Origin of the sequence: Novosphingobium sp. (assembly GCF_027486195.1) — a bacterium.
In the GTDB taxonomy this organism is placed as follows: domain Bacteria; phylum Pseudomonadota; class Alphaproteobacteria; order Sphingomonadales; family Sphingomonadaceae; genus Novosphingobium.
Genome location: NZ_JAIXPP010000115.1, coordinates 24,814 through 47,054, shown reverse-complemented (window position 1 = coordinate 47,054; position 22,241 = coordinate 24,814). Strand labels below are relative to the sequence as shown.

The following is a 22,241-nucleotide window of genomic DNA, read 5'->3' as shown; positions in this document are numbered from 1 at the left end:
TGCGCGGCCTGCGGCATGCCGCGCTCGACATTGGCGACGATGTTGATGACATGGCCGGGCTTGCCATCCGCGCGCCAGCGCTTGGCGGCTTCCTGCATCATCCACCAGGTGCCGTTGAGGTTGGTGTCGATCACCGCGAGCCAGCCCTTGCGGCTGAAATCGATCGCGTCCTGCGGGAACTGCCCGCCTGCGTTGTTGACCAGCGTATCGAGGCCGCCGAAGTGATCATGCACCGCGCCGATCATCGCCTCAACCGCTTCGGGATCGCGGATATTGGCCTCGAGGCAGAGAATCTCGCGCCCGGTTTCCTCGCGGATCAGCGCAGCGGTGGTATCGAGCTTTTCACGCGTGCGGCCGCAGATCGCGACATTCGCGCCAAGCTTTGCGGCGAGAAACGCGGCGGCCTTGCCCATGCCGCTACCCGCGCCGGAGATCAGGATGGTGTGCCCGTCGAGCAGGTCCTCGCGGAAGATCGTCTGCTGCGTGCGCAGCGCCTCTTCATCAAGCCCGCGCCTGGGGCGGCCGGGATCGCCGGGTTCGGGACGGAAGATGCGCGGGGTATGTATATCGGGCGCGTTCAACGGTTCATCCCCCATTCGTTCGTTCTCGCATAGCTAGAACACCCGCACAGAAAAAACAAACAGGTTTGATTTTGATTTGTGCCCCGCGACCCCGATTTGCACAACGTGCGCGGGACTTGGCGGGGGCTCTGCCACTCCCGCAAAAGTGCCGCCAATCAGTCCTTGGCGGCAGGAGCGAGCGCGCGGATCTGGGCTTCGAGATGGCGCAGCATCGGCTCGACTTGCGCCGGTTCCATGCCGCCGGTCTGCAGCGAGATCGCCATGCCTTCGAGGATCGTCTGCGAGAGCGTCATCGCGAGGGCAAAGTTGGGCGAGCCGAGCCATTCGGGGAAAAGCGCTTCCGCCTGCGCGTTGAACTTCTCACGGAATTCGTCCTGCAGGGGCGAAAGGATCGAGGCGAGATCGGCATCGGTGCGTGCGGCGACCGCAAGCTCGTGGAACGCGATGAACGCGGGCTTCTGAAGCTGGCGCCAGTAGGTTTCGACGAGATCGGTGACCTCGTGCTCGGGCCGGTCAGCCGCGCGGCGGAAGGCGCGCAGGCGCTTTTCGTGCAGCTCGGTGATCGCCGCCTTGATCAGGGCTGACCCGTTTTCGAAGTGGTGGACCATCGCCCCGCGTGAAAGGCCGGCTTCTTCCGCCACTTTGGGCGTAGTCGTGTTGGCATAACCGTATTTGACGAGGCAGCGCACCGTTGCGTCGATCAGGCGGGCACGCGTCTGGGCCGCCTTGGCTGCCTGCAGAGTGCGCGTGCGATCAGCCGCCGGGCGTACGGGCCGAGGGGCGGGCCGTGCCGCCCGCGTGCGTGATAGAGCCATGCGTTTTACTTGCCTGAACCGTTGCGCACCGGGTCCGGTACGCCTTGAAAACACCCTTAATGCGTTTTCATGCCTCGTAAAACCGCTGCCTCGACCGGTTCGGGGACAAGTACCCCGGCCCGCATCGCGGCGGCTGGTTGCCGATGGCATGATAGACATCGAATCAGCCGCACTGCACTTCCGTGCCGTGCTGGTTCAAGGCGTAACGCATCGCGCAGAAAAAGACAGATATGATTGTCTTTTTCAGCATCCTGTGTATCTCCGCATCAAGACCAATAAGGGGCCTGTCAGGCCGGGGGATGCATGACCGACGCGCAGCCAATCGCCACTGCACCTGTGCTTACCATGGGCGGCATGATCCGCGCTTCGGCGCAGGCCTTTGCCGAACGCGAGGCAGTGGTCTTCCCCGATCGGCGCATCAGCTATGCAGACCTTGATGCTGCTGCCAGGGCCTGGGCGGCGGCGATGATCGCGCTGGGCGTGCAGCCGGGCCAGCACGTCGGCCTGTTCATGCCGACATGCCCGCAATTTATCGAGGCTTTCTATGGCATTGCGATGGCTGGTGCGGTCGCCGTGCCGATCAATGCCCGGTATCAATCGCACGAGCTCGCCTATCTGGTGCGCGATGCCGATCTGGTTGTGCTGGTGACGGCAGGGCATGTGGCCGAGGGGCTGGACTACCGCGACCGGGTGCGTGCGGCACTGCCATCGCTGGCTGAGGCGGACGCGGCGCGGGGGTTGAGCCTGGATGAAGCGCCGATGCTCCACACGATCATCTCGCTCGATGCCGCAGGCGCGGACGGGATGCTGCCGGTGGACGAGGCGCTGGCGCTGGGCGAGGGCACCGAAGCGGCGCTGATCGACCGGCGGATCGACGATGTCGATGCAGAGGACATCGCGATGATCCTCTATACCAGCGGGACGACGGCGAACCCCAAGGGCGCGCTGATCTCGCACCGTGCGCAAGTGGGCAACAGCCGCAATCTCGGCAAGCGCTACCTCTGCACGGCCGAAGACAAGGTGTGGTCGCCGCTGCCGATCTTCCACATCGCCGGCATCCTGCCGATGACGATGATCCTCGATCTGGGCGGGGTCTACATGACCGTGCCGCATTTCGAGGCGGGGCAGGCGCTGGCGATGCTGGGCGCGGAAGGGGCGACGATTGCGTACCCCAGCTTCGTGACGATCATGCAGGACCTGATCAATCACCCCACGTTCAAGACCACCGATCTTTCGAACCTGCGCGTGATGAATTCCAACTTCGCGGTGCAGCCCGCGTGGATCAAGGATGCCGTGGTCGCCGCGATGCCGCACACGATCCAGGTGGGCACTTATGGCCTGACCGAAGCGGCGGGGACGGTTTCGACGAGCCGGCTGGACGACAGCTTCGAGGTGCGCACGGGGCGTTGCGGCTTCCCGCTCGAGGACTGGGAGATGCGCATCGTCGATCCCGAAACCGGGCGTGACTGCGGTGCTGGCGAGCGCGGCGAGATCGTGCTGCGCGGGCCGCATATGCTGAAGGGCTATTACAACGCACCGGAAAAGTCCGCCGAGGCGCTTCGGGATGGCTGGTTCTATACCGGCGACGTCGGCTCGGTGGATACGGGCGGGAACGTGATGTTCCATGGCCGCACCAAGGACATGCTCAAGGTCGGCGGGGAGAATGTCGCGGCGGCAGAAATCGAATCCATGCTGCAGACCCATCCGGCGGTGAAGCTGGCGCAAGTCGTGGGAATCCCCGATGACCGCTATGTCGAAGTGGCGGCGGCCTTTGTGGAATTGGCCGAGGGTGCTTCGACCGACGAGGCGGAGCTGATCGCGCATTGCAAGGGCAAGCTCGCGGGCTTCAAGATCCCGCGCCATGTGCGAATGGTCAGCGAGTGGCCGATGTCGACTTCGAAGATCCAGAAGTTCAAGCTGCGTGGCCAGCTGATTGAGGAACTTGGGCTGGGGTGAGTTTCGAGCCTGACCGCTCTGGATCCCCGCCTGCGCGGGGATGACGAATAGGGCGCAGAGAGGGCGAAGTTCAGGACGAGGGAGGATACCCCACTCTCGTCATTCCCGCGCAGGCGGGAAGCCAGAGCGCTTTGCAGGACGCTCTGGATTGATTCGCTGGCCTCTCAAGCCGTCTCGGCGTTCCCGAAAATCACCGTCGCCTGCGCCGAAAGCGTGCCGCCGTTGCCATGCGCGAGGGCGGTTTTCGCGCCGGCGATCTGGTTGGCCGCCGTCCCGCGCATCTGGCGCACCGCTTCGACCATTGCGAACATGCCGTACATGCCGGGGTGGCAGCACGAGAGGCCGCCGCCGTTGGTATTGACCGGCAGCGAACCGCCCGGCGAAATCGCGCCGCTCGCCACGAACTTGCCGCCCTCGCCCTTGGCGCAGAAGCCGAGGTCTTCGAGGAACAGGATCGTGTTGATGGTGAAGGCGTCGTAGAGTTGGACGGTATCGATCTGGCCCGGCGTGAGCCCGGCCATGGCCATCGCGCGCGGGCCGGATTCGGCAGCGGCGGTGATCGTGATGTCGTCGGCCTGCGTGACCGAGTTGTACCAGGTCGCGGCAGCGGCGCCGAGCACGGGGACGAGCGGCTGGGGACCATGCTTGGCGCGGTCGGTGCGGGTGAGGACGAGCGCGGCGGCGCCGTCGGTCACCAGACAGCAATCGCGCGCGCGGATCGGGCTGCTGATGAGGCGCGAGGCGATGACGTCCTCGACCGAAAGCGGTCCCTTGGCAAAGGCTTCGGGATTGGTGTTGGCCCAGAGGCGCGCGGCAACCGCCACGCTCGCCAATTCCTCACGCGTCGTGCCGTACTGGTGCATATGGCGCGCGGCGGCGAGCGCGTAGAACGAAAGCGGGTACATCGGATTGTAGGGCGCGTCCCACCGGTCGGGCCGTGCTGGGGTGGAGAGTTTGCCGCCGCTCGAACGCTGGTTGGCGCCATAGGCGATTACCGCGCAATCGAGGTACCCGGCGTCGAGCATCATGCAAGCGGTGACGAGGTGGCTCATGAACGAGGCACCGCCCGCGCGGTTGTTGTCGGTAAAGCGCGGGTGCAGACCGAGATACTGCGCGAGGCTCAGGCCGGCGAAGAGATCATCGGGCAGAGCGATGAAAAGGCCATCGACTTCCGAGAGGCCAATCGCAGCATCCGCCAGCGCGAGCTGGACCGCCTTGCCCGCCATTTCGATCGTCGAGTGGCCGGGCATTTCGCCCACGCCGAAAGTGGAAGCGCCTGCCACCGAAACACGGCCGCGCGGGAAAATGTCACCCATGGGCCTGCTCCACTGGATCGAAGACAATCTTGGGGGTCTCTCCGCCGACAATGCGCGCCTTGACCGTCATGCCGATCTGGAGCGTTTCGGGCGTCACCCCCTCGACGCAGCCCATCATCCGCGCGCCTTCCGCCAGATCGACGAGGACGACGTTGTAAGGCGGCTCGGGCGGTTTGCGCTGGATCCAGGTAGCGGAATAGACGGTGCCGAGGCCCGAGGCCTCGAACCATTCGAGCTCTGCGCCGGTGCCGGGCGCGAAGGCGCGCGGGGGGAACACCGTGGCGCCGCCGTCAACCGGGCGCTGGAGGAGGAAGCGGCCCTCGGCAAGGGCGGCATCCCATTCGGCAGACGGGCCGCTCATGGCAGCACCGCGCCGCTGGCGACCATGGCCGCGATCTCGTCTTCCGCGAAGCCTGCCTCGCCGAGCACCGCGCTGTTGTCTGCACCCAGCGTTGGCCCGGGATCGCCGATGGCGCCGGGCGTGCCGGAAAAGTTCGTGGGGATGCCGGGGTAGCGCAAGGTGCCAAGCTCCGTTTCGGCGCTGTGCCAGAAGCCCGTCTCGACCAGATGCGGATCGTGGAGCAGGTCTTGCAGCGAGGCGATGGGGGTTGCGGGGATTTCGGCGCGGCGGAACAGCTCCATCCACGCTTCTGTGGTGCGCGTGACCATGACCTTTTCGACCTCAGCGAGGACCGCCGAGATATTCTCGCTGCGGCTGCGCATTGAGGCGAACATGGGATCGTCCGACCACGCCGGATTGCCGAGCTCGCGGAAGAAGGCCTGCCACTGCTTGTCGTTGTAGATCATCACGCCGACATGGCCGTCCGCCGTCTTGTAAGGCCGCCGCGAGGGCGAGGTGGCGCGCGGGTATACCGGCGGCCCCAGCGGCGGATCAAACAGCGAGCCGCAGATGTGCTCGGTCGCGGCGAACGAGACCAGCGTCTCGAACATCGGGACTTCGATTTCCTGCCCCTCGCCGGTCTTCTCGCGCGCATAGAGCGCAGCGATCACGGCATAGGCTCCGGTGAGGCCCGCCACCTTGTCGGCGATGACGGTGGCGCTGTAGGTCGGCTCGCCATTCGAAAGCTTCGCCTGCAGATCGACGATGCCCGAGGCGGCCTGCACGATGTCGTCGTAGGCCGGGTAGTCGCGGTAGGGGCCGGTGCGGCCATAGCCATAGAGATTGGCGTAGATGATCTTCGGGTTGGCTGCCTTGAGCGCGGCATAATCCAGCCCCAGCCGGGCGATGGCCTGCGCGCGCATCGAATGGATGAAGACGTCCGCATCCTTGGCGAGGCGCAGCACCGCCTCGCGCGCGGCCTGCTGCTTCAAATCGAGCGCAAGGCTGCGCTTGCCGCGGTTGACGTTGAGGAACATCGCGCCGCGCGTGGGATCGGGGCCGGGCGGGATGAAGCGCGTGGTATCGCCGGCGGGGCCTTCGATCTTGATCACATCGGCGCCCAAGTCGGCGAAGATCTGCGTGGCGTAGGGGCCCATCAGCACGGCTGTGAGATCGAGCACGCGCACGCCTGCCAGCGGGCCTTTGCCGCGCCCGCTCATGCCCTGAATCCGGTGCTGCTGATGAGCCGTGAATGCCCCATGATTCTCCCGTTTCTTCTTGCCGTCCGGCGGCGGCTGAGTTCGCTATGAAGGACCATAAAAAAGCATTCAAGCATGTTTTTTTCTTGGCGGGTGCGCCCCGTCTCCATAGAGTGCGCGGCAACAAGAGGAGCGGGCATTTCGAGCCATGCGCGTAAGCGCCGATGGTAGTCCCGCCGCAGGAAAGGACAAGGCATGGATCTGGGACTTCAGGGCAAGAAGGCGATCGTCGTCGGCGGTGCGCGCGGCATCGGCTTTGCGGTGGCCGAGATCCTGACGCGCGAGGGCGCCGATGTCGCGATCAGCGCGCGCGGCGAGGATAGCGTGAAGGACGCGGTTGCGGCGCTCTCGCGCTATGGCACCAAGGTTGTCGGCAAGCCGGTCAACGTGAAGAAGGCTGACGACTACAAGGCATGGCTCGAATGGGCCATCGAAGCGCTGGAAGGCGTCGACGTGCTCGTGCCGCTCAGCTCGGCCGGCGGCGGCATGGGCAGCGAGAAGTATTGGCACAACGCGTTCGAGACCGATGTGATGGGCCCGGTCCGCGCGATCGAGGCGGTGATCCCGGTGATGACGCAGCGCAAGGGTGGTTCCATCGTGCTGGTCGCCACCACCAGTGCGCTCGAAGCGATGGGCGGCCCGCAGGCCTACAACGCGATGAAGGCCTCGCTGATCACCTATGGCAAGCAGCTCGCGCTGGCGCATGGCAAGGATGGCATCCGCGTCAACGTCGTCTCGCCCGGGCCGGTCGAGTTCGAGGGCGGCAACTGGGACATGATCAAGGGCACGATGGAGAAGTTCTATCAGTCGCAGCTGCGCCAGCAGCCGATGGGGCGGCTGGGGAAGCCCGAAGAGGTGGCGCGCGCTATCGTGTTCCTCGCCAGCGAAGCGGCAAGCTGGTGCAGCGGTTCGCATCTGGTGGTCGACGGCGCCTTCACCAACCGGACGCACTTCTGAGATGGGCGAGTCCGTGCCCCACCGGCCTGTCACGTGGGATACGTCGAAGATGGACGTTAAGCGCGTCGTCGATGTGATCCGCGTTTCGCCCGACGACAATCCCAGCCGTACGCCGGTGGACAAGGCGCCCGATCCGCAGTTGGGGCATGATCTGATCCCGGCGGAGCGCTATTACTCCGAAGCATTCATGAAGCTCGAATGGGAGCGGGTGTGGACCAAAGTCTGGCTGCTGGGCGGCCGGGCGGACGACATCCCGAATCCGGGCGACTACATCTGCACCGAGATCGGCAAGGAAAGCGTGCTGATCGTGCGCCAGCACGATGGATCATTGCGCTGCTTCCCCAATGTCTGCCTCCACCGCGGCAACCGGCTGCGGCCCGAAGGCATCGGCAATGCGCAACAGTTTCGCTGCATGTATCACCACTGGACCTACGGGCTCGACGGCAAGATCGAGCGGCTGCCGGACTTGTGCACCTTCCCGCAGGGTGGTCCTCCGGGGATGACCCTGCCGAGCTTCCCGGTGACCGAGTGGAACGCTTTCGTGTGGTTCTCGCTGAACCCGGATGTCGAGCCGTTTGATCAGTTCATCGCGCCGCTGAAGGATCATCTCGAACCCTATCACCCCGAGCGCATGGCGTGGAAGCGCGATGTGACGGTGGAGTGGGACTGCAACTGGAAGGCCTCGGTCGATGCCTTCAACGAGACCTATCACGTGCAGGGCATCCATCCGCAGCTGCTGTGGTATCTCGATGACGTGAACGTGCAGATCGACTGCTACGAACGGCACAACCGCTACCTGATCCCGTTCGCCGCGATCTCTCCGCGCGTTGCCATGCCGAGCACGATCCCGCCCGCGATTGATGAGATCATGCGCCACGCCGGCATGGACCCGGCGGAGTATGAGGGCCGCGTGAGCGACATTCGCCGCGATGTGCAGCTGTTCAAGCGGGCCAACGGCAAGGCGCAGGGCAAGGACTATTCGGCGCTGAACGACGATCAGCTGACCGATGATTACCACTACATGATCTTTCCGAACGTGGCGCTCAATGTGCATGCGGACGACATCATGATGTTCCGCCAGCGCCCGCACGCGACCGATCCGAACAAGATGCTCTATGACGTGTGGGTGTTCGAACTGGTGCCGGAGGGCGAGCCTTGGCCCGAGCGCGCCAAGCATCGCCGCTTCAAGCATGGCGACCGCAGCATCGGGCAAGTGCTCGATCAGGATGCCTACAACCTGCCCACGGTGCAGGCCGGGATGAAGAGCAGCGGTTTTCCGGGCCTGTGGATCGGCGAGCAGGAACTGCGTATCCGCCATTTCCACAAGGTGCTCGACGATTACATCTATGGGCCGGGCGGCAAGCAGGCGGGTGACTTGTGAGCGAGCGTATCCTCCATGTGATCGGTAGCCCGCGCGGGGATCGCTCGCGTTCGGTAAAGGTGGCCGAGCGGCTGATCGCAGGGCTGGTCGCGGCGAGCCCCGGCGCGGCGGTCGAGACGCTGAATGTCTGCCAAGCCGATCTACCCGCACTGACCGGCCCGGTGATCGAGGGGCGCTATGCGCTGATCGAGGGCCGCGAAGTGGCGGACGAAGTGCGCGCTGCTTGGGCGCGGATCGGCGCGGCGGTGGCGCATTTCCTCTCGTTCGATTGCGTCGTGTTCAGCGTGCCGATGTGGAACTTCGGCATTCCCTGGCAGCTCAAGCAGTACATCGACACGATCACCCAGCCTGGCATGGCCTTCCGCGTTTCGGAAGCGGGTGTGGAAGGGCTGGGCGCGGGCAAGCGGGCCATTCTGGTGGCCTCGGGTGCGCTCGATATCCGGCCCGGCGCTCCCGGCGCGGAGCTGGATCATCAGGTGCGCTTCATGCAGACTTGGCTTGGTTTTATCGGGATCACCGACGTGCATGTGGTCCACTTGCGGCCGACCTACGGCCCGCCCGAAGCGGTCGAGGCCGCGATGGACGAGGCTTATGCTTCGGCGGAAGCGCTGGTGGCGGACCTGTCGCGCGCATCGCGCGTGTAGACGAGGTTGGTGCTCTCGAAGGTCACGCATTCTGTGCCGTCTTCAAGGCTCACGACATAGCGCGTGACAGCGGTGCCGCGCGGTTTGCCGCTGCGTGATGGCTCCAGACTCAGGATTTCGCTGGAGACGCGCAGGGTATCGCCTGCACGGACCGCGCGTTTGAGGCGCAGCCGATCCCAGCCCACACCGCAGACGAAATCGATATCGCCATTGATCGCGTGGTCCATCTGCCGCCAGATCGCCAGCACATGGATGCCGCTCGCGACCACTTGCCCGAACACCGAGGCGCGCGCGGCTTCGGGATCGGTGTGAAACCACTGCGGATCATGCACGCGGGCGAATTCGACGATTTCCGCCTCGGTGACGGTGCGTATGGGCGAGAGTTTCGTTTCACCCACGCGCAAGTCCTCGAAGGTCCGCCAGGGCGTGCCGAGCGGCGATAGCGTATCCGTCATTCGCGGACGATGAAGGGCGCGAGCACCGGCTTCACGCGCAGGTTCTCCGGCACGTTCTCAACGCCGATCCGGCGGTCGAGCTCTTCGTGCCAGTTGTAGATGCGCCGCTCCTGATAATTGAGCGACATGCCCTTGAAGCCCGGACCCTCGACCGATTCCTGAATCTGCGGGGCGAACTGCAGGTCTTCGTAGAGAATGCGCTCCCAGTTCTTGATGCGCATCTCCCACAACGGGTGGGGATTGGCGGCATCATGCTCCGGCGCGAGCCAGGTCGAGACGACGCGGGTGCGCTTGGGTCCCATCGGCCAGAATTGCAGTAGCGGAATGCCGGTCGGCGCGGGCGGCATGATGAAGTTGGGGTAGATCGAATAGCTGACGTTGTTCTTCGCCACGAACTCCGAGATCGTCGGGATTTCGGGCATGCCCTTGGTGCCGGGATCGATCCAGCCTTCACGGCGGTTGGGCGTTGCCATGCGGCTATGGCCATTGGGCCAGAGCGTGACGATCATGGCGCGGTGATCGAGGAAGCGGTCGACCGTGTTCTCGTGGATCGACTTGAGGTGATAGACTTCAAGGAACGCGTCGAGCAGCACCTTGACGTTGCACTCGGTCTCATAGGTGCGGCTATCGACGAGGCGCAGCGTTTCAAGTTGAAGCTGTTCGAGCTCCGCCGCCATCGGGCCGATATGCTGGAGCAGCGGCTCGGCATCCGGATCGGCGTTGAGGAAGATCAGGCTGCCGAGCAGCTCGCAGCGCACCTGGCTAAGCGAGTGGCAGGAAAAATCGAAGCCCTCTGCAAAATCGCGCCGGTCGCGCACGGCGGTGAGCTTGCCTTCCAATGTATAGGACCAACCGTGATAGCCGCAGACGAATCCGCGCGAAGTGCCGCTCTCCTCCTTTACGAGAGGTGCGCCGCGGTGCTGGCACGTGTTGTAGTATGCGCGGATGTCCCCCGCGAGCGTGCGGGTGACGATGACAGGGGAGCCGGTGTTGCGGCAGAGGAACCATGAACCGGGTTCGGGAAGCTGGTCCACATGCCCCGTATAGAGCCACGAGCGCTGCCACATCCCCTTTTCCTCGAGTTCAAGGAAGGCGGGATCGACATAGCGGCCGCCGGGGATCGAGGGGAGCGCAGGGAAATCGACCGGCGGGCCATTGCGCTCGCGTTCCCAGGTCATGCGTGCGAGATCGTCGGCAGGCGGCGATGCGAAGGGGGGCTTGGCGGTCAGGGCTTCGGACATCGGTTGCTCTCCCGGAACGCCCGAGTACGCCGGCGCTCCGTTTGCAGTTTAAAAACATTCATGTATGCTTGTAAAGCGATGGTTTAGAGGTCTGATTTGGTCATTTTTTAATCTATAAAACATAGGCTTGCCTAGGTATGGCGGGCAATGCGGGAGTGAAGCGAATGGAGATTTTGGCGGGTATCTTTCACCATGGCGTGATCGTCGACGATCTGGAAGCGGCCATGGCCCGGTTCAGCGCGACGATGGGCTGCACCTGGACCCCGGTGCGCACGTTCGATCCGATGCCGGTGTGGAACGCGGCGGGCGAGCAGCTCGTGGCGAAGCTGCGGGTGGTCTATTCGCATCAGGGGCCGCTGCGGATGGAGCTCATCGAAAGCGTGCCGGGCTCGGCCTATGACGCGATGCGCGCGCTGGGCCCCTCACACCTTGGCGTGTGGGTCGATTCGGTGGCGGACAGCGCGGCGGCGATGCTGGCAGACGGCTGGGAACTCGTGCTGGGCGGCGCACCGGCGGATCAGGGCCACGGCGCGATCGCCTATCTCTCGCGTCCCGGCAGCCCGGTGATCGAACTGGTGGCGCGGGCGATCACGCCGATGATGGAAGAATGGTGGGCGGCGACGGAGTGAGTGGGGCAATGAGCACGACCTGGCATGATCTGCTGCCCGAGGCCGACTTCCCGGCCGAGGGCAAGCTCGCGGCGCGGGTGGCCGGCTGGCACGTGCTGGTGCTGCGCGCGGACGACGGCAGCTTTCGCGCTGTCAACGACCGCTGCACGCATCAGGCAGCGCAGCTTTCCGGAGGCCGCGTGCGGCGCGGCGCGGTGATGTGCCCGCTCCACGGCGCGCGGTTCGAGGTGTTGACGGGCAAGTGCCTCGGCGCGGCCTATCCCGATTTGCGCACTTTTGCGGTGCGCGTGGAAGGCGGCCGGATCGCGGTGGAAGTGCCCGATGCGCCGCCGGGGCCGAGGGAAATGCCAGTGACAAGCTAGGGCTTGGGCCACCGGCCGGGCCGGTGGTGGGCGCGGCAGGGATTGAACCTGCGACCCCACCCGTGTGAAGGGTGTGCTCTACCACTGAGCTACGCGCCCGCGCGGCGGGGCCACGCGCATGGCATGGCAGCCGGACAGGGGCGGGCCTCTGCCATGACGGGGCTTGATTGACAAGTGGGGGGATCAAGATATTTGCGGCCCCCATGACCGAAGAAGCTTCAGCTCCCGAATCTGCCGTTCCCGCCACCACCGCCGGACCGGATGTGCCCCCCGATCACCTCGCGATCAATCCGCGCAGCCCGTTCTTCGATGCGGAGAAGCTGCGCAGGGGCATCGGCATCCGCTTCAAGGGCACGGTGCGCCGCAATGTCGAGGAGTATTGCATCTCCGAAGGCTGGGTGCGCGTGCAGGCGGGCAAGACCATGGACCGCAAGGGCAACCCGCTGACGCTGAAGCTCTCAGGGCCGGTCGAGGCGTGGTACGAGGATCTGGGCGAAGACGCGCCAGTGGCGAAGCTGTAGAGAAAACCCCCTCCGACCTGCCTGCGGCAGGCCACCTTCCCATTTGTGCTTCGCAAAAATGGGAAGGCCCTAATGGGGCAGTAGCCTGCCCCTTTCGCGCTCCACTAGTCCGGTGAGCCACGTCTTGAACGCCTGAACGCGTGCGAGCGCGTGCGTATCCTTGTGCATGACGAGCCAGAACGATCTGGTGATGCGCCGCTCGGGCAGCACGGGCACGAGGCTGGGGTCCGCATCACCGATGAAGCAGGGCAGCACCCCGATGCCCGCGCCTGCGGCGATCAGGCGGTGCTGCGCGTTGATCGAGGACGAGCGGACCGTGGCGGCGAGGCCGGGTTCGATCTCCGCAAGGTAGCGCAGTTCGGGTGCGTAGAGCAGATCGGGGACATAGCCGACGAGGGCGTGGCCCTTGGCGAGGTCTGACGGGCGGCGCAGCGGGGCGTGGCCGGAAAGGTAATCCGGGCAGGCGTAGAGCCTGAGGTGGTAGTCTGACAGCTTGCCCGCGATGACGGGGCCAGCACGCGGGCGCGAGAGGGTGACGGCAAGGTCCGCCTCGCGCTTCGAAGGGCTGAGGAAGCCGGAGTTCGCCACCAGGTCGATCACCAGCCTTGGATGTGCAGCAGTAAAGCTGCCTAGCGCAGGGGCGACGATCCAGCTGGCAAAACCTTCGGAAAGGCTGACGCGCAGCAGGCCCGCCGGGCCGCCGCCGCCATGTTCCGCAATGCGGCTCGCGGCGCGCTCCATGGCTTCGACTTCGACCAGCATAGCCTCGCCCGCTTCGGTGAGCACCTGGCCCTCGCGCGTCTGTTCGAACAGGGTGGCGCCGATGCGGGTTTCGAGGCGGCGCAGGCGGCGGCCCATGGTCGTGGCATCGACGCCGATGGCCTGCGCCGCGCGGGCGAGCTGCCCGGCACGGGCGATAGCGAGAAAGGTCTGGAAATCGCTCCAGTCTGGGGCCTGCATCATTGCAGGTATCCCTCGCATTTTCTCACCTTGCTTGCAAATCGTCGGGGGTGCAGGGAGCTGCCCAAGGTCCACGGACTAATTCGTCAGGAAAGGATGCAGCATGCGCCAGATCGATCATTTCATTGTCGGCGGTTCGGGCGGGGCTCCGGCACGCAAGGGCCCGGTGTTCGATCCCAACACCGGCGCGGTGCAGGCTGAAGTGGCGCTGGGCACGTCTGATACGCTGGAACGCGCTGTGCAGGCCGCGCTGGCGGCGCAGCCAGCCTGGGCCGCGGTCAACCCGCAGCGCCGTGCCCGCGTCATGTTCGAATTCAAGCGGCTGGTCGAGGCAAATATCGACGAACTGGCGCGCCTGCTCTCTTCCGAGCACGGCAAGGTGATCGCCGATTCGAAGGGCGATATCCAGCGCGGGCTCGAGGTGATCGAGTTCTGCTGCGGCATTCCGCATGTGCTGAAGGGCGAATACACGCAAGGCGCCGGGCCGGGCATCGACATCTATTCGATGCGCCAGCCCATCGGTATCGGCGCAGGCATCACCCCGTTCAACTTCCCCGGCATGATCCCGCTGTGGATGGCAGGCGTCGCCATCGCCACCGGCAATGCCTTCATCATCAAGCCTTCCGAGCGCGATCCTTCGGTGCCGGTGCGCTTTGCCGAGCTGTTCCTTGAGGCAGGTCTGCCCGAAGGCATCTGCCAGGTCGTCCATGGCGACAAGGAAATGGTCGACGCGATCCTCGACCATCCGGCGATCGGCGCGGTGAGCTTCGTCGGTTCGTCCGATATCGCGCACTATGTCTACAATCGCGGCGTCGCCGCCGGCAAGCGCGTGCAGGCGATGGGCGGGGCCAAGAACCACGGCATCGTGATGCCGGACGCCGATCTCGATCAGGTCGTCAACGATCTGGCGGGTGCTGCGTTCGGCTCGGCGGGCGAGCGCTGCATGGCGCTGCCGGTGGTCGTGCCTGTTGGTGAGGAAACCGCCGAGCGGCTCAAGGCCAAGCTGATCCCGGCGATCGAGAAGCTGCGCGTCGGCATTTCAACAGATGCCGATTGCCACTACGGACCGGTCGTCACCGCCGCGCACAAGGCGAACATCGAGCGCTGGATCGACCGCTGCGAGGCGGAGGGCGGCGAGATCGTGATCGACGGGCGCGGCTTCACCTTGCAGGGCCATGAGAACGGCTTCTTCGTCGGCCCGACGCTGATCGACCACGTCACGGCCGACATGGAAAGCTACCAGAACGAGATCTTCGGCCCCGTGCTGCAGATCGTGCGCGCGAAGGACTTCGAGGAAGCGCTCGCGCTGCCTTCGAAGCACCAGTATGGCAACGGCGTGGCGCTGTTCACCCGCAGCGGCAACGCGGCGCGCGAATTTGCAGCGCGGGTCAATGTCGGCATGGTCGGCATAAACGTGCCGATCCCCGTGCCGGTTGCCTATCACACCTTCGGCGGCTGGAAGCGGTCGGCCTTCGGTGACACCAACCAGCACGGCATGGAAGGCGTGAAGTTCTGGACCAAGGTCAAGACCGTAACGCAGCGTTGGCCGGACGGGCTGCCCGATAGCGGCAATGCCTTTGTTATCCCGACGATGGCGTAAACCTTGTCCAAGTCGCGCGTTTCCAGCGGTTCGCCGCTCGAACCGGTGATCGGCTTTTCCCGGGCAATCCGCACGGGAAAGCAGATCATGGTGGCTGGAACGGCGCCGATCGAGCCGGATGGATCGACCACGACCGGCGACGCGGCGGCGCAGATGGAGCGCTGCTGCGCGATCGTGGCGCGGGCGATTGCCGACCTTGGCGGCGATATCGCTGACACGGTGCGGACCTGCATCTACCTCACCGACCGGGCCGATTTCGATGCCGTGGCCCGGGTCCATGGCAAGTGGTTTGGCGCGGCGCGGCCCGCGACGACAACGCTCATCGTATCGGGTTTCGTCCGTCCGGAATGGAAGGTCGAGATCGAAGCCGAGGTGATGGAGGCGTGATGCTGGCCGCATCCGAAGCCGGAAACGGGGGCGCCCTTCGCGGGCTGAGCGCACCGTTCGCGGCGCTGGCTTGCGCCAAACCTTGCCTGCCCCGGCGCTTCGGCTAGGACCGACAGAGGCCGCGCGCCGGCTCCCCGTTTTACCCTTCCTGCAATGCAAGGCCAGAGCATGACCGACCAATTCCAGCTCACCGACGACCAGATCGCCATTCAGGAAATGGCGCGCCGCTTTACCGCCGATGCGATCACGCCGTTTGCCGCGCAGTGGGACGAGGAGCACAGCTTCCCGCTGGATACGATCAAGGCGGCGGCGGAACTCGGCTTCGCCTCGATCTATGTGAGCGAGGAAAGCGGCGGAATTGGGCTCGGGCGGCTGGAATCGGCGCTGATCATGGAAGCCATGGCTTATGGCTGCCCCACGACCAGCGCGTTCATCTCGATCCACAACATGGCCTCGTGGATGATCGACCGCTTCGGTGGGGAGGAAATCAAGGGCCGCTATTTGCCCTCGCTGATCACGATGGACAAGATCGCGAGCTATTGCCTGACCGAGCCCGGCTCGGGTTCCGATGCGGCAGCGCTGCGCACCACGGCTCGGCTGGAAGGCGACCATTATGTCGTGAACGGCACCAAGCAGTTCATCTCGGGCGGCGGGGTGAGCGACATTTACGTGACGATGGTTCGCACAGGCGAGGCGGGACCGAAGGGTATCTCGTGCCTGGTGATCGACAAGGGCACGCCGGGGCTCAGCTTCGGCGCGCCGGAACGCAAGCTGGGCTGGAACGCCTCGCCCACTGCGCAAGTGATTTTCGAGAACGTGAAAGTGCCCGTGGCCAACCGCGTCGGCGCGGAAGGCGACGGCTTCCGCTTTGCCATGGCCGGGCTGGATGGCGGGCGGCTCAATATCGGCGCCTGCTCGCTTGGCGGAGCGCAGCGCTGCCTTGATGAAGCGATCAAGTATGCCAAGGAACGCAGCCAGTTCGGCCAGCCAATCGCCGATTTCCAGAACACCCAGTTCCAGTTGGCGGATATGGCAATCGAGCTTGAGGCCGCGCGCGCGCTGCTCTATCTCGCGGCCGCCAAGGTGACGAGCAATGCGCCTGACAAGACGCGCTTTTCGGCGATGGCCAAGAAGCTGGCGACCGATACCGGCTCTTCGGTGGTCGACCGCGCATTGCAGGTGTTTGGCGGGTATGGCTATCTCAAGGACTATCCGATCGAGCGCTTCTGGCGCGACTTGCGCGTGCACCGCATTCTGGAGGGCACCAACGAGGTGATGAAGATGATCGTGGGCCGGGATTTGCTGCGCCAATGATTGCGCACAGCCTCGCCATGGTGACGATTGTCGTGCCCGATTACGACGCGGGGCTGGCGTTCTTTGTGGGGACGCTGGGCTTTGATCTGGCCGAAGACACCGATCTTGGCGCAGGCAAGCGCTGGGTGGTCGTCTCCATCGGTGAGGGTGCGAACCTTCTGCTGGCGCGGGCTGCCGATGAAACGCAGGCCGCCGCAATCGGGCGACAGGCGGGCGGGCGCGTGGGCTTCTTCCTTCACACCTCCGATCTTGCCGCAAGCGAGGCGGCGCTGCGTGCGCGAGGCGTGACAATCGAGGCGCCCGTGCGGCGCGAAAGCTATGGCGCGGTGCTGGTGTTCCGCGATCCCTTCGGCAACCGCTGGGATCTTATTGAAGCTCTGGTCCCGCTTGAAATGGGGAAGGCTGCATGACAGACGATATTCTGGTCCGCACCGAAGGGGGCATGGGCGTGCTTTCGCTCAATCGCCCCAAGGCGATCCACGCGCTCAACCGGGCGATGGTGGACGGCATGACCGCCGCGCTGCTAGCGTGGCGCGATGATCCCGCGATCGGCGCGGTGATCATCGACCATTCCGAAGGGCGCGGCTTCTGCGCGGGTGGGGATATCGCGTTTCTGCGCAATTCCGCGCTGACTGACGAGGGCGTTTCGGGCCGCAAGTTCTTCTTCGACGAGTATCGGCTCAACCACCTGATCATGACCTATGAAAAGCCCATCGTGGCGTTCATGGACGGGATCACCATGGGCGGCGGCGTGGGCATCGCCGATCCGGCGCGCTATCGCGCTGCGACCGAAAACACACGCCTCGCCATGCCCGAGACCGGCATCGGCCTGTTTCCCGATGTGGGCGGCGGCTGGTTCCTTTCGCGCATGAAGGGGCGGCTGGGCCAGTACCTCGCGCTCACCGGCGCCCGGATGGACGGGGCCGAATGCCTCTGGGCGGGTTCGGCCACGCATTACCTGCCGTCTGCCGCGTTGGCCGAGGTGAAGGCCAAGATCGCGGCGAACCCGGACGATATTCCAGCGATCCTGCACAGCTTCGCCGCCGTGCCGCCCGAACCCAAGATCGCGGCGCAGGCGGACGATATCGCGCGGCTGTTCGCTTCGGACCGCTACGAAGACATTCTCGCCGCGCTCGAAGCCGATGGCAGCGAATTTGCCGCTGCGACACTCGCGACACTGCACACCAAGAGCCCGCAGACATGCAAGGTCGCGCTGCGCCAGCTGGCGACCAGCCTGACCCTGCCCGATTTCGCCGCAAACATGGTGATGGAATACCGCATCTGCAGCCGCGTGCTGGTGCGCCCCGATTTTGCCGAGGGCGTGCGCGCGGTGATCGTGGACAAGGACAATGCCCCCAAGTGGAACCCGGCGACGCCCGAAGGCGTGACCGAAGACATGCTGGACGCGATCTTCGCGCCCCTGACTGATAGCGCAGAATGGAGCCCCCTATGACGTATGAAACGATTCTGGTCGAACAGCGCGGCGCCGTCACGCTGATCACGCTCAACCGCCCCAAGTCCTTGAATGCCCTCAATTCGCAGGTGCTCGAGGAGCTGATCACGGCGTTTGCGGCCTATGAGGCCGACCCGGCGCAGCGCTGCGCCGTGCTCACCGGCTCGGGCGAGAAGGCATTTGCCGCCGGCGCGGACATCAAGGAAATGGCCGACAAGGCCGCGACCGATTTCTACACCGGCGACTTCTTCTCGCGCTGGACCAGCCACCTGGTAAAGACCACGCGCAAGCCGTGGATCGCGGCAGTGAACGGCTTCGCGCTCGGCGGCGGGTGCGAGCTTGCCATGATGGCGGACTTCATCATCGCTTCGGAAAACGCAAAGTTCGGCCAGCCCGAGATCAAGCTCGGTGTCGCCCCCGGCATGGGCGGCTCGCAGCGCCTGACCCGCGCGGTGGGTAAGGCCAAGGCGATGGACATGTGCCTCACCAGCCGGATGATGGACGCGGTGGAAGCCGAGCGTTCGGGCCTCGTCAGCCGCGTCGTGCCGCTGGCCTCGCTGATCGACGAAGCGGTCGCCGCCGCCGAAGCCATCGCCGCGATGCCGCCGGTGGCCGTGATCGCCAACAAGGAAATGGTCAATGCCGCGTTCGAACTGACGCTCGATCAGGGCCTGCTGTTCGAACGCCGCGTGTTCCAGATCCTCACCGCGACCGAAGACAAGGCGGAAGGCATGGCCGCCTTCATCGAAAAGCGCCCCGGCGTGTGGAAGGGGAAGTAAGGCCATGAAAATCGCATTTATCGGCCTCGGCAACATGGGCGGCGGCATGGCCGCAAATCTCGTCAAGGCGGGGCATGACGTCCACGCGTTCGATCTGGCGGAAGCGGCGCTGGCGCGCGCGAAGGAAAGCGGCTGCGCCACGTACACCTCGGTGAAGGAGGCGGTGCAGGGCGCCGATGCCGTCGTCTCGATGCTGCCCAACGGCGCCATCGTGAAGGCGGTCTACACCGCCGATGTGATCGGCCATGCGCCGACTTCCGCACTGCTGCTTGATTGTTCAACCATCGACGTTGCCACCGCGCGCGAAGTTGCCGCGCTGGCGGCAGACGCGGGCTACGCCATGGTCGATGCGCCGGTTTCGGGCGGGATCGCGGCGGCCAATGGCGGCACGCTGACCTTCATGGTCGGCGGCAGCGCGGACGCCTTCGCGCGCGGTGAGCCGATCCTGGCCGCGATGGGCAAGGCGGTGATCCATGCGGGTGACAGCGGTGCAGGGCAGGCGGCGAAGATCTGCAACAACATGCTGCTCGGCGCCTCGATGATTGCGACTTGCGAGACCTTTGCCATGGCCGAGAAGCTGGGGCTCGACCTGCAGACGTTCTTCGACATCTCCAGCAAGGCTTCGGGCCAATGCTGGTCGATGACGAGCTATTGCCCGGTGCCGGGTGTTGGCCCGACGACTCCGGCGGACAATGGCTATCAGGGCGGCTTTGCCACCGCGCTGATGCTCAAGGACCTGAAGCTCGCGATGGAAGCGGCCAAGGGTGCCGGGGCTGACGTGCCGATGGGTGCGCGCGCGGCGGAGCTTTATGCGGCGTTTGCCGATGCGGGCAACGGCGGGCTCGATTTCTCGGCGATCATCAAGACGCTTTGATGGCCTCCACCCGGAGAAGGTGGGTCTGAAGGCCTGCTCAGCGCACGCGGCTGGCGATGATGCGGCCGATGGGATCGCGGGCCAGGTTGGGGGAGACCGCAAGGGTGCGGTCTTCCTTGACCGGGACCTTCACCGTTTCCCGCGCAGCCAGCGGGCGCCGCGCGGGCGTGCGGCTCGTTTCGGGAACGATGCCCTTGAGGAAGTCGGGCCCGATGCGTGAGGTGTAGGCGGCCTTGGGTGCGTCAGCCGAAGCAAGCACAGTCAGCCGTTCATTGGGTCCGAGGGTCTTTGCCGGCTTGCGGTTGTAGATAAAGCCCTCGACCGGCCAGTGCGTCGTGCCGAGCCCGCCAAGCGGTGCATACCACACGCGCACTTCGCTCCAGTCGTTCGCGGGTGAGACATCCACCGCGCGGACATTGTCTTCCATCTGGCCACGGCGCCCCTCGATGGGAGACCAGTTGGCGTGGCGCAGCAGGATGGTGCGCGAATCGAGGATGCGGCTGACGGCGGCGACATGGCCGAGTTGCATCGCTCCGTAAGGGCGAAAGGCCATGACCGCGCCGACCTTGGGTAGGGAGCCGCGCGCATAGTGGCCGTCGGCCTGATTCCACCAGGTGTGGGCGTCACCATAGAGCTGGATGCCGGTGACCTTGCGCGCATAGGGCACGCACTGGATGTAGGGCAGGGCGAAATCTCGGCCGATATCTTCGGCGTTATCGTCGCTCGCACCGGCTGGATCCGGCGCGATCGGCCGTGCCTGCGCCTGGGGCGGCACTGCTGCGAGCAGAAAGAGGAGTGCGAGTCGCAGGGGTACCGGGATCATGCAGGCAGCTTTGCCCGCGGCGTGGTTAAAGCTGCTCAAGCGAAGCTGGTTAACGAACCATTTCGGCCTCGAGGCGCGCGCGGCGAGTCCACGCTGCGCTTGCGTTCCGGGCGCGTTGGGGCCACGGGAGGGCCATGTTGCCCCAGGTTATCATCATCGGCCGCCCCAATGTCGGCAAGTCGACTCTGTTCAATCGGCTTGTCGGCAAGAAGCTCGCGCTCGTCGACGACCAGCCCGGCGTGACGCGCGACCGCCGCTTTGGCGATGCGGATCTGCTCGGCCTGAAGTTCACCATCGTCGATACGGCAGGCTGGGAAGATCTCGATCCCGAGACCCTGCCGGGCCGCATGCGCCAGCAGACCGAAGCTTCGCTGGTGGGCGCGGACGTCGCGCTTTTCGTGATCGATGCGCGCGCGGGCGTGACCCCGCTCGACGAGGAAATCTCGCGATATCTGCGCTCAAGCCGCATTCCCATCGTGCTCATGGCCAATAAGGCCGAAGGGCGCGCGGGCGATCCGGGGCTCTACGATGCCTTCGCACTGGGCTTTGGCGAGCCGGTGGCGTTTTCCGCCGAGCATGGGCAGGGCCTCGCCGATCTGTTCGAGGCGCTGCGCCCGCATATCGAAGGCACGGACGGCGAAGGCGATGCCGGGCCTGACGCCGAGATCGAAGACGAAGAGGAGTTCGATCCCGAATCGGTCCTCAAGCTTGCCATCGTCGGGCGCCCCAATGCGGGCAAGTCCACCTTGATCAACAAGCTGCTCGGCGAAAACCGGCTGCTGACGGGGCCGGAGGCGGGGATCACACGCGATTCGATCGCGATTGACTGGCAGTGGTTCGATCCGACGAGCGACGCCTACCGCCCGGTGCGGCTGATTGACACGGCGGGGATGCGCAAGAAGGCGCAAGTCGTCGAAAAGCTGGAGAAGATGTCCGTCGCCGATGCGCGCCGCGCCATCGACTTTGCCGAAGTGGTCGTGCTGCTGCTCGATGCGACGCGCGGGCTGGAACATCAGGACCTCAAGATCGCCTCGATGGTGCTGGAGGAAGGCCGCGCGCTGATGATCGCGATCAACAAGTGGGACGTGGCGGAGGACCCCTCCGGCCTGTTCAATGGGATCCGCGCCGCACTTGAGGAAGGCCTTGCGCAAGTACGCGGGGTGCCGCTGCTGGCGGTTTCGGCGCGCACGGGCAAGGGGCTCGACCAGATGCTGACCGCCGCCTTCGATATCCGCGCGGCTTGGTCGAAGCGCGTGCCGACCTCGGCGCTCAACCGCTGGTTCGACGATGCGCTCGCCGCCAATCCGCCGCCGGCACCGGGCGGAAAGCGCATCAAGCTGCGCTACATCACGCAGGCGCGCATCCGGCCGCCGAGCTTCGTGATGTTCGGCACGCGGCTCGATCAGCTTCCCGAAAGCTATCGGCGCTATCTGGTGAACGGCATCCGCCGCGAACTGGGTTTCGATGCGGTGCCGATCCGGCTGACCTTGCGTAGCCCGACCAACCCGTTCGCGAAGAAGTAGCCAAGTCTCCCAGGTATTCCCACTTCGTCACCCTGAACTTGTTTCAGGGTCCATCGCGCCCTAAAGCACGG

The 22,241-nt window shown here is 65.2% G+C and carries 24 protein-coding genes and 1 tRNA gene; 15 read left to right on the top strand and 10 right to left on the bottom strand.

Annotation, left to right across the window (positions count from 1 at the left end; genetic code table 11):
* Together Q0071_RS19680 and Q0071_RS19675 are read right to left on the bottom strand one after the other, a co-directional pair.
* The coding region (locus Q0071_RS19680; RefSeq protein WP_298173768.1) for an SDR family NAD(P)-dependent oxidoreductase at positions 1–581 on the bottom strand (581 nt) is incomplete at its 3' end.
* A gap of 155 nt (positions 582–736) precedes the next feature.
* A complete protein-coding gene (locus Q0071_RS19675) occupies positions 737–1,396 on the bottom strand; it encodes a TetR/AcrR family transcriptional regulator (protein ID WP_298173765.1) in 660 nt (219 codons plus the stop codon).
* A 303-nt stretch (positions 1,397–1,699) separates the two neighbouring features.
* Here Q0071_RS19675 and Q0071_RS19670 point away from each other — a divergent pair, with 303 nt between their 5' ends.
* On the top strand, positions 1,700–3,352 hold the full coding sequence (locus Q0071_RS19670) for an AMP-binding protein (protein WP_298173761.1): 1,653 nt from the start codon (positions 1,700–1,702) through the stop codon (positions 3,350–3,352).
* Positions 3,353–3,516: 164 nt separating this feature from the next.
* Here Q0071_RS19670 and Q0071_RS19665 read toward each other — a convergent pair whose 3' ends face one another.
* From Q0071_RS19665 to Q0071_RS19655, 3 genes are read right to left on the bottom strand one after another with little or no spacing between them, the layout of a single operon-like run.
* Positions 3,517–4,668 (bottom strand): acetyl-CoA acetyltransferase, encoded by a 1,152-nt coding sequence (locus Q0071_RS19665; protein ID WP_298173758.1) that lies wholly within the window; start codon positions 4,666–4,668, stop codon positions 3,517–3,519.
* Entirely contained in the window at positions 4,661–5,029 is a 369-nt protein-coding gene (locus tag Q0071_RS19660) for an OB-fold domain-containing protein (protein WP_298173755.1), read from the bottom strand. The genes Q0071_RS19665 and Q0071_RS19660 overlap by 8 nt, the downstream gene beginning before the upstream one ends.
* Entirely contained in the window at positions 5,026–6,228 is a 1,203-nt protein-coding gene (locus tag Q0071_RS19655; RefSeq protein ID WP_298173752.1) for a CoA transferase, read from the bottom strand. Before Q0071_RS19655 ends, Q0071_RS19660 begins: the two co-directional genes overlap by 4 nt.
* A 234-nt stretch (positions 6,229–6,462) precedes the next feature.
* Here Q0071_RS19655 and Q0071_RS19650 point away from each other — a divergent pair, with 234 nt between their 5' ends.
* From Q0071_RS19650 to Q0071_RS19640, 3 genes are read left to right on the top strand one after another with little or no spacing between them, the layout of a single operon-like run.
* Complete coding sequence (locus Q0071_RS19650) at positions 6,463–7,224, top strand: SDR family oxidoreductase (protein WP_298173749.1); 762 nt, start codon at positions 6,463–6,465, stop codon at positions 7,222–7,224.
* Between the two features lie 49 nt (positions 7,225–7,273).
* A complete protein-coding gene (locus tag Q0071_RS19645; RefSeq protein ID WP_298173744.1) occupies positions 7,274–8,605 on the top strand; it encodes an aromatic ring-hydroxylating dioxygenase subunit alpha in 1,332 nt (443 codons plus the stop codon).
* Positions 8,602–9,249, top strand: coding sequence for an NAD(P)H-dependent oxidoreductase (locus Q0071_RS19640; protein WP_298173740.1), 648 nt, complete (start codon positions 8,602–8,604; stop codon positions 9,247–9,249). Before Q0071_RS19645 ends, Q0071_RS19640 begins: the two co-directional genes overlap by 4 nt.
* Here the strand turns inward: Q0071_RS19640 and Q0071_RS19635 are convergent.
* Complete coding sequence (locus Q0071_RS19635; RefSeq protein WP_298173737.1) at positions 9,195–9,704, bottom strand: MaoC/PaaZ C-terminal domain-containing protein; 510 nt, start codon at positions 9,702–9,704, stop codon at positions 9,195–9,197. The genes Q0071_RS19640 and Q0071_RS19635 overlap by 55 nt on opposite strands.
* Positions 9,701–10,945 carry an aromatic ring-hydroxylating dioxygenase subunit alpha gene (locus Q0071_RS19630; RefSeq protein WP_298173734.1) on the bottom strand — a complete coding sequence of 415 codons (1,245 nt, stop codon included), beginning with the start codon at positions 10,943–10,945 and terminating at the stop codon, positions 9,701–9,703. Before Q0071_RS19630 ends, Q0071_RS19635 begins: the two co-directional genes overlap by 4 nt.
* A 164-nt stretch (positions 10,946–11,109) precedes the next feature.
* Between Q0071_RS19630 and Q0071_RS19625 the strand changes: the two genes are divergently transcribed.
* Both Q0071_RS19625 and Q0071_RS19620 read left to right on the top strand, forming a co-directional pair.
* Positions 11,110–11,574, top strand: coding sequence for a VOC family protein (locus Q0071_RS19625; RefSeq protein WP_298173732.1), 465 nt, complete (start codon positions 11,110–11,112; stop codon positions 11,572–11,574).
* Between the two features lie 8 nt (positions 11,575–11,582).
* Complete coding sequence (locus tag Q0071_RS19620) at positions 11,583–11,936, top strand: Rieske (2Fe-2S) protein (protein WP_298173729.1); 354 nt, start codon at positions 11,583–11,585, stop codon at positions 11,934–11,936.
* Positions 11,937–11,960: 24 nt separating this feature from the next.
* On the opposite strand, the gene Q0071_RS19615 is transcribed toward Q0071_RS19620, so the two are convergent.
* Positions 11,961–12,035, bottom strand: a tRNA-Val gene (locus Q0071_RS19615).
* Between the two features lie 104 nt (positions 12,036–12,139).
* On the opposite strand from Q0071_RS19615, the gene Q0071_RS19610 reads away from it, so the two are divergent.
* Positions 12,140–12,457, top strand: coding sequence for a DUF3297 family protein (locus Q0071_RS19610; protein WP_298173726.1), 318 nt, complete (start codon positions 12,140–12,142; stop codon positions 12,455–12,457).
* Positions 12,458–12,526: 69 nt separating this feature from the next.
* Here Q0071_RS19610 and Q0071_RS19605 read toward each other — a convergent pair whose 3' ends face one another.
* Positions 12,527–13,417, bottom strand: coding sequence for a LysR family transcriptional regulator (locus Q0071_RS19605; RefSeq protein WP_298173777.1), 891 nt, complete (start codon positions 13,415–13,417; stop codon positions 12,527–12,529).
* 103 nt (positions 13,418–13,520) lie between these two features.
* On the opposite strand from Q0071_RS19605, the gene Q0071_RS19600 reads away from it, so the two are divergent.
* The 7 genes from Q0071_RS19600 (at position 13,521) to mmsB (ending at position 19,824) form a co-directional block, all read left to right on the top strand.
* Complete coding sequence (locus Q0071_RS19600) at positions 13,521–15,017, top strand: CoA-acylating methylmalonate-semialdehyde dehydrogenase (RefSeq protein WP_298173723.1); 1,497 nt, start codon at positions 13,521–13,523, stop codon at positions 15,015–15,017.
* A 3-nt stretch (positions 15,018–15,020) separates the two neighbouring features.
* Positions 15,021–15,404 (top strand): RidA family protein, encoded by a 384-nt coding sequence (locus Q0071_RS19595; protein ID WP_298173720.1) that lies wholly within the window; start codon positions 15,021–15,023, stop codon positions 15,402–15,404.
* A 168-nt stretch (positions 15,405–15,572) separates the two neighbouring features.
* A complete protein-coding gene (locus Q0071_RS19590; RefSeq protein WP_298173717.1) occupies positions 15,573–16,718 on the top strand; it encodes an acyl-CoA dehydrogenase family protein in 1,146 nt (381 codons plus the stop codon).
* Positions 16,715–17,128: a VOC family protein gene (locus tag Q0071_RS19585; RefSeq protein WP_298173714.1), complete on the top strand. Its 414-nt coding sequence runs from the start codon at positions 16,715–16,717 to the stop codon at positions 17,126–17,128. The genes Q0071_RS19590 and Q0071_RS19585 overlap by 4 nt, the downstream gene beginning before the upstream one ends.
* Positions 17,125–18,171: an enoyl-CoA hydratase/isomerase family protein gene (locus tag Q0071_RS19580; protein WP_298173711.1), complete on the top strand. Its 1,047-nt coding sequence runs from the start codon at positions 17,125–17,127 to the stop codon at positions 18,169–18,171. The genes Q0071_RS19585 and Q0071_RS19580 overlap by 4 nt, the downstream gene beginning before the upstream one ends.
* Positions 18,168–18,950: an enoyl-CoA hydratase-related protein gene (locus Q0071_RS19575; protein WP_298173708.1), complete on the top strand. Its 783-nt coding sequence runs from the start codon at positions 18,168–18,170 to the stop codon at positions 18,948–18,950. The genes Q0071_RS19580 and Q0071_RS19575 overlap by 4 nt, the downstream gene beginning before the upstream one ends.
* The gene (gene mmsB, locus Q0071_RS19570; protein ID WP_298173774.1) at positions 18,835–19,824 is read left to right on the top strand and encodes a 3-hydroxyisobutyrate dehydrogenase; all 990 of its coding nucleotides are present in this window, start codon (positions 18,835–18,837) and stop codon (positions 19,822–19,824) included. Before Q0071_RS19575 ends, mmsB begins: the two co-directional genes overlap by 116 nt.
* A gap of 37 nt (positions 19,825–19,861) precedes the next feature.
* Here mmsB and Q0071_RS19565 read toward each other — a convergent pair whose 3' ends face one another.
* Positions 19,862–20,647, bottom strand: a complete 786-nt coding sequence (locus Q0071_RS19565) for a CHAP domain-containing protein (protein WP_298173705.1) — start codon at positions 20,645–20,647, stop codon at positions 19,862–19,864.
* Between the two features lie 134 nt (positions 20,648–20,781).
* Here Q0071_RS19565 and der point away from each other — a divergent pair, with 134 nt between their 5' ends.
* Positions 20,782–22,170 (top strand): ribosome biogenesis GTPase Der, encoded by a 1,389-nt coding sequence (gene der, locus Q0071_RS19560; RefSeq protein WP_298173702.1) that lies wholly within the window; start codon positions 20,782–20,784, stop codon positions 22,168–22,170.
* Positions 22,171–22,241 lie beyond the last annotated feature (71 nt).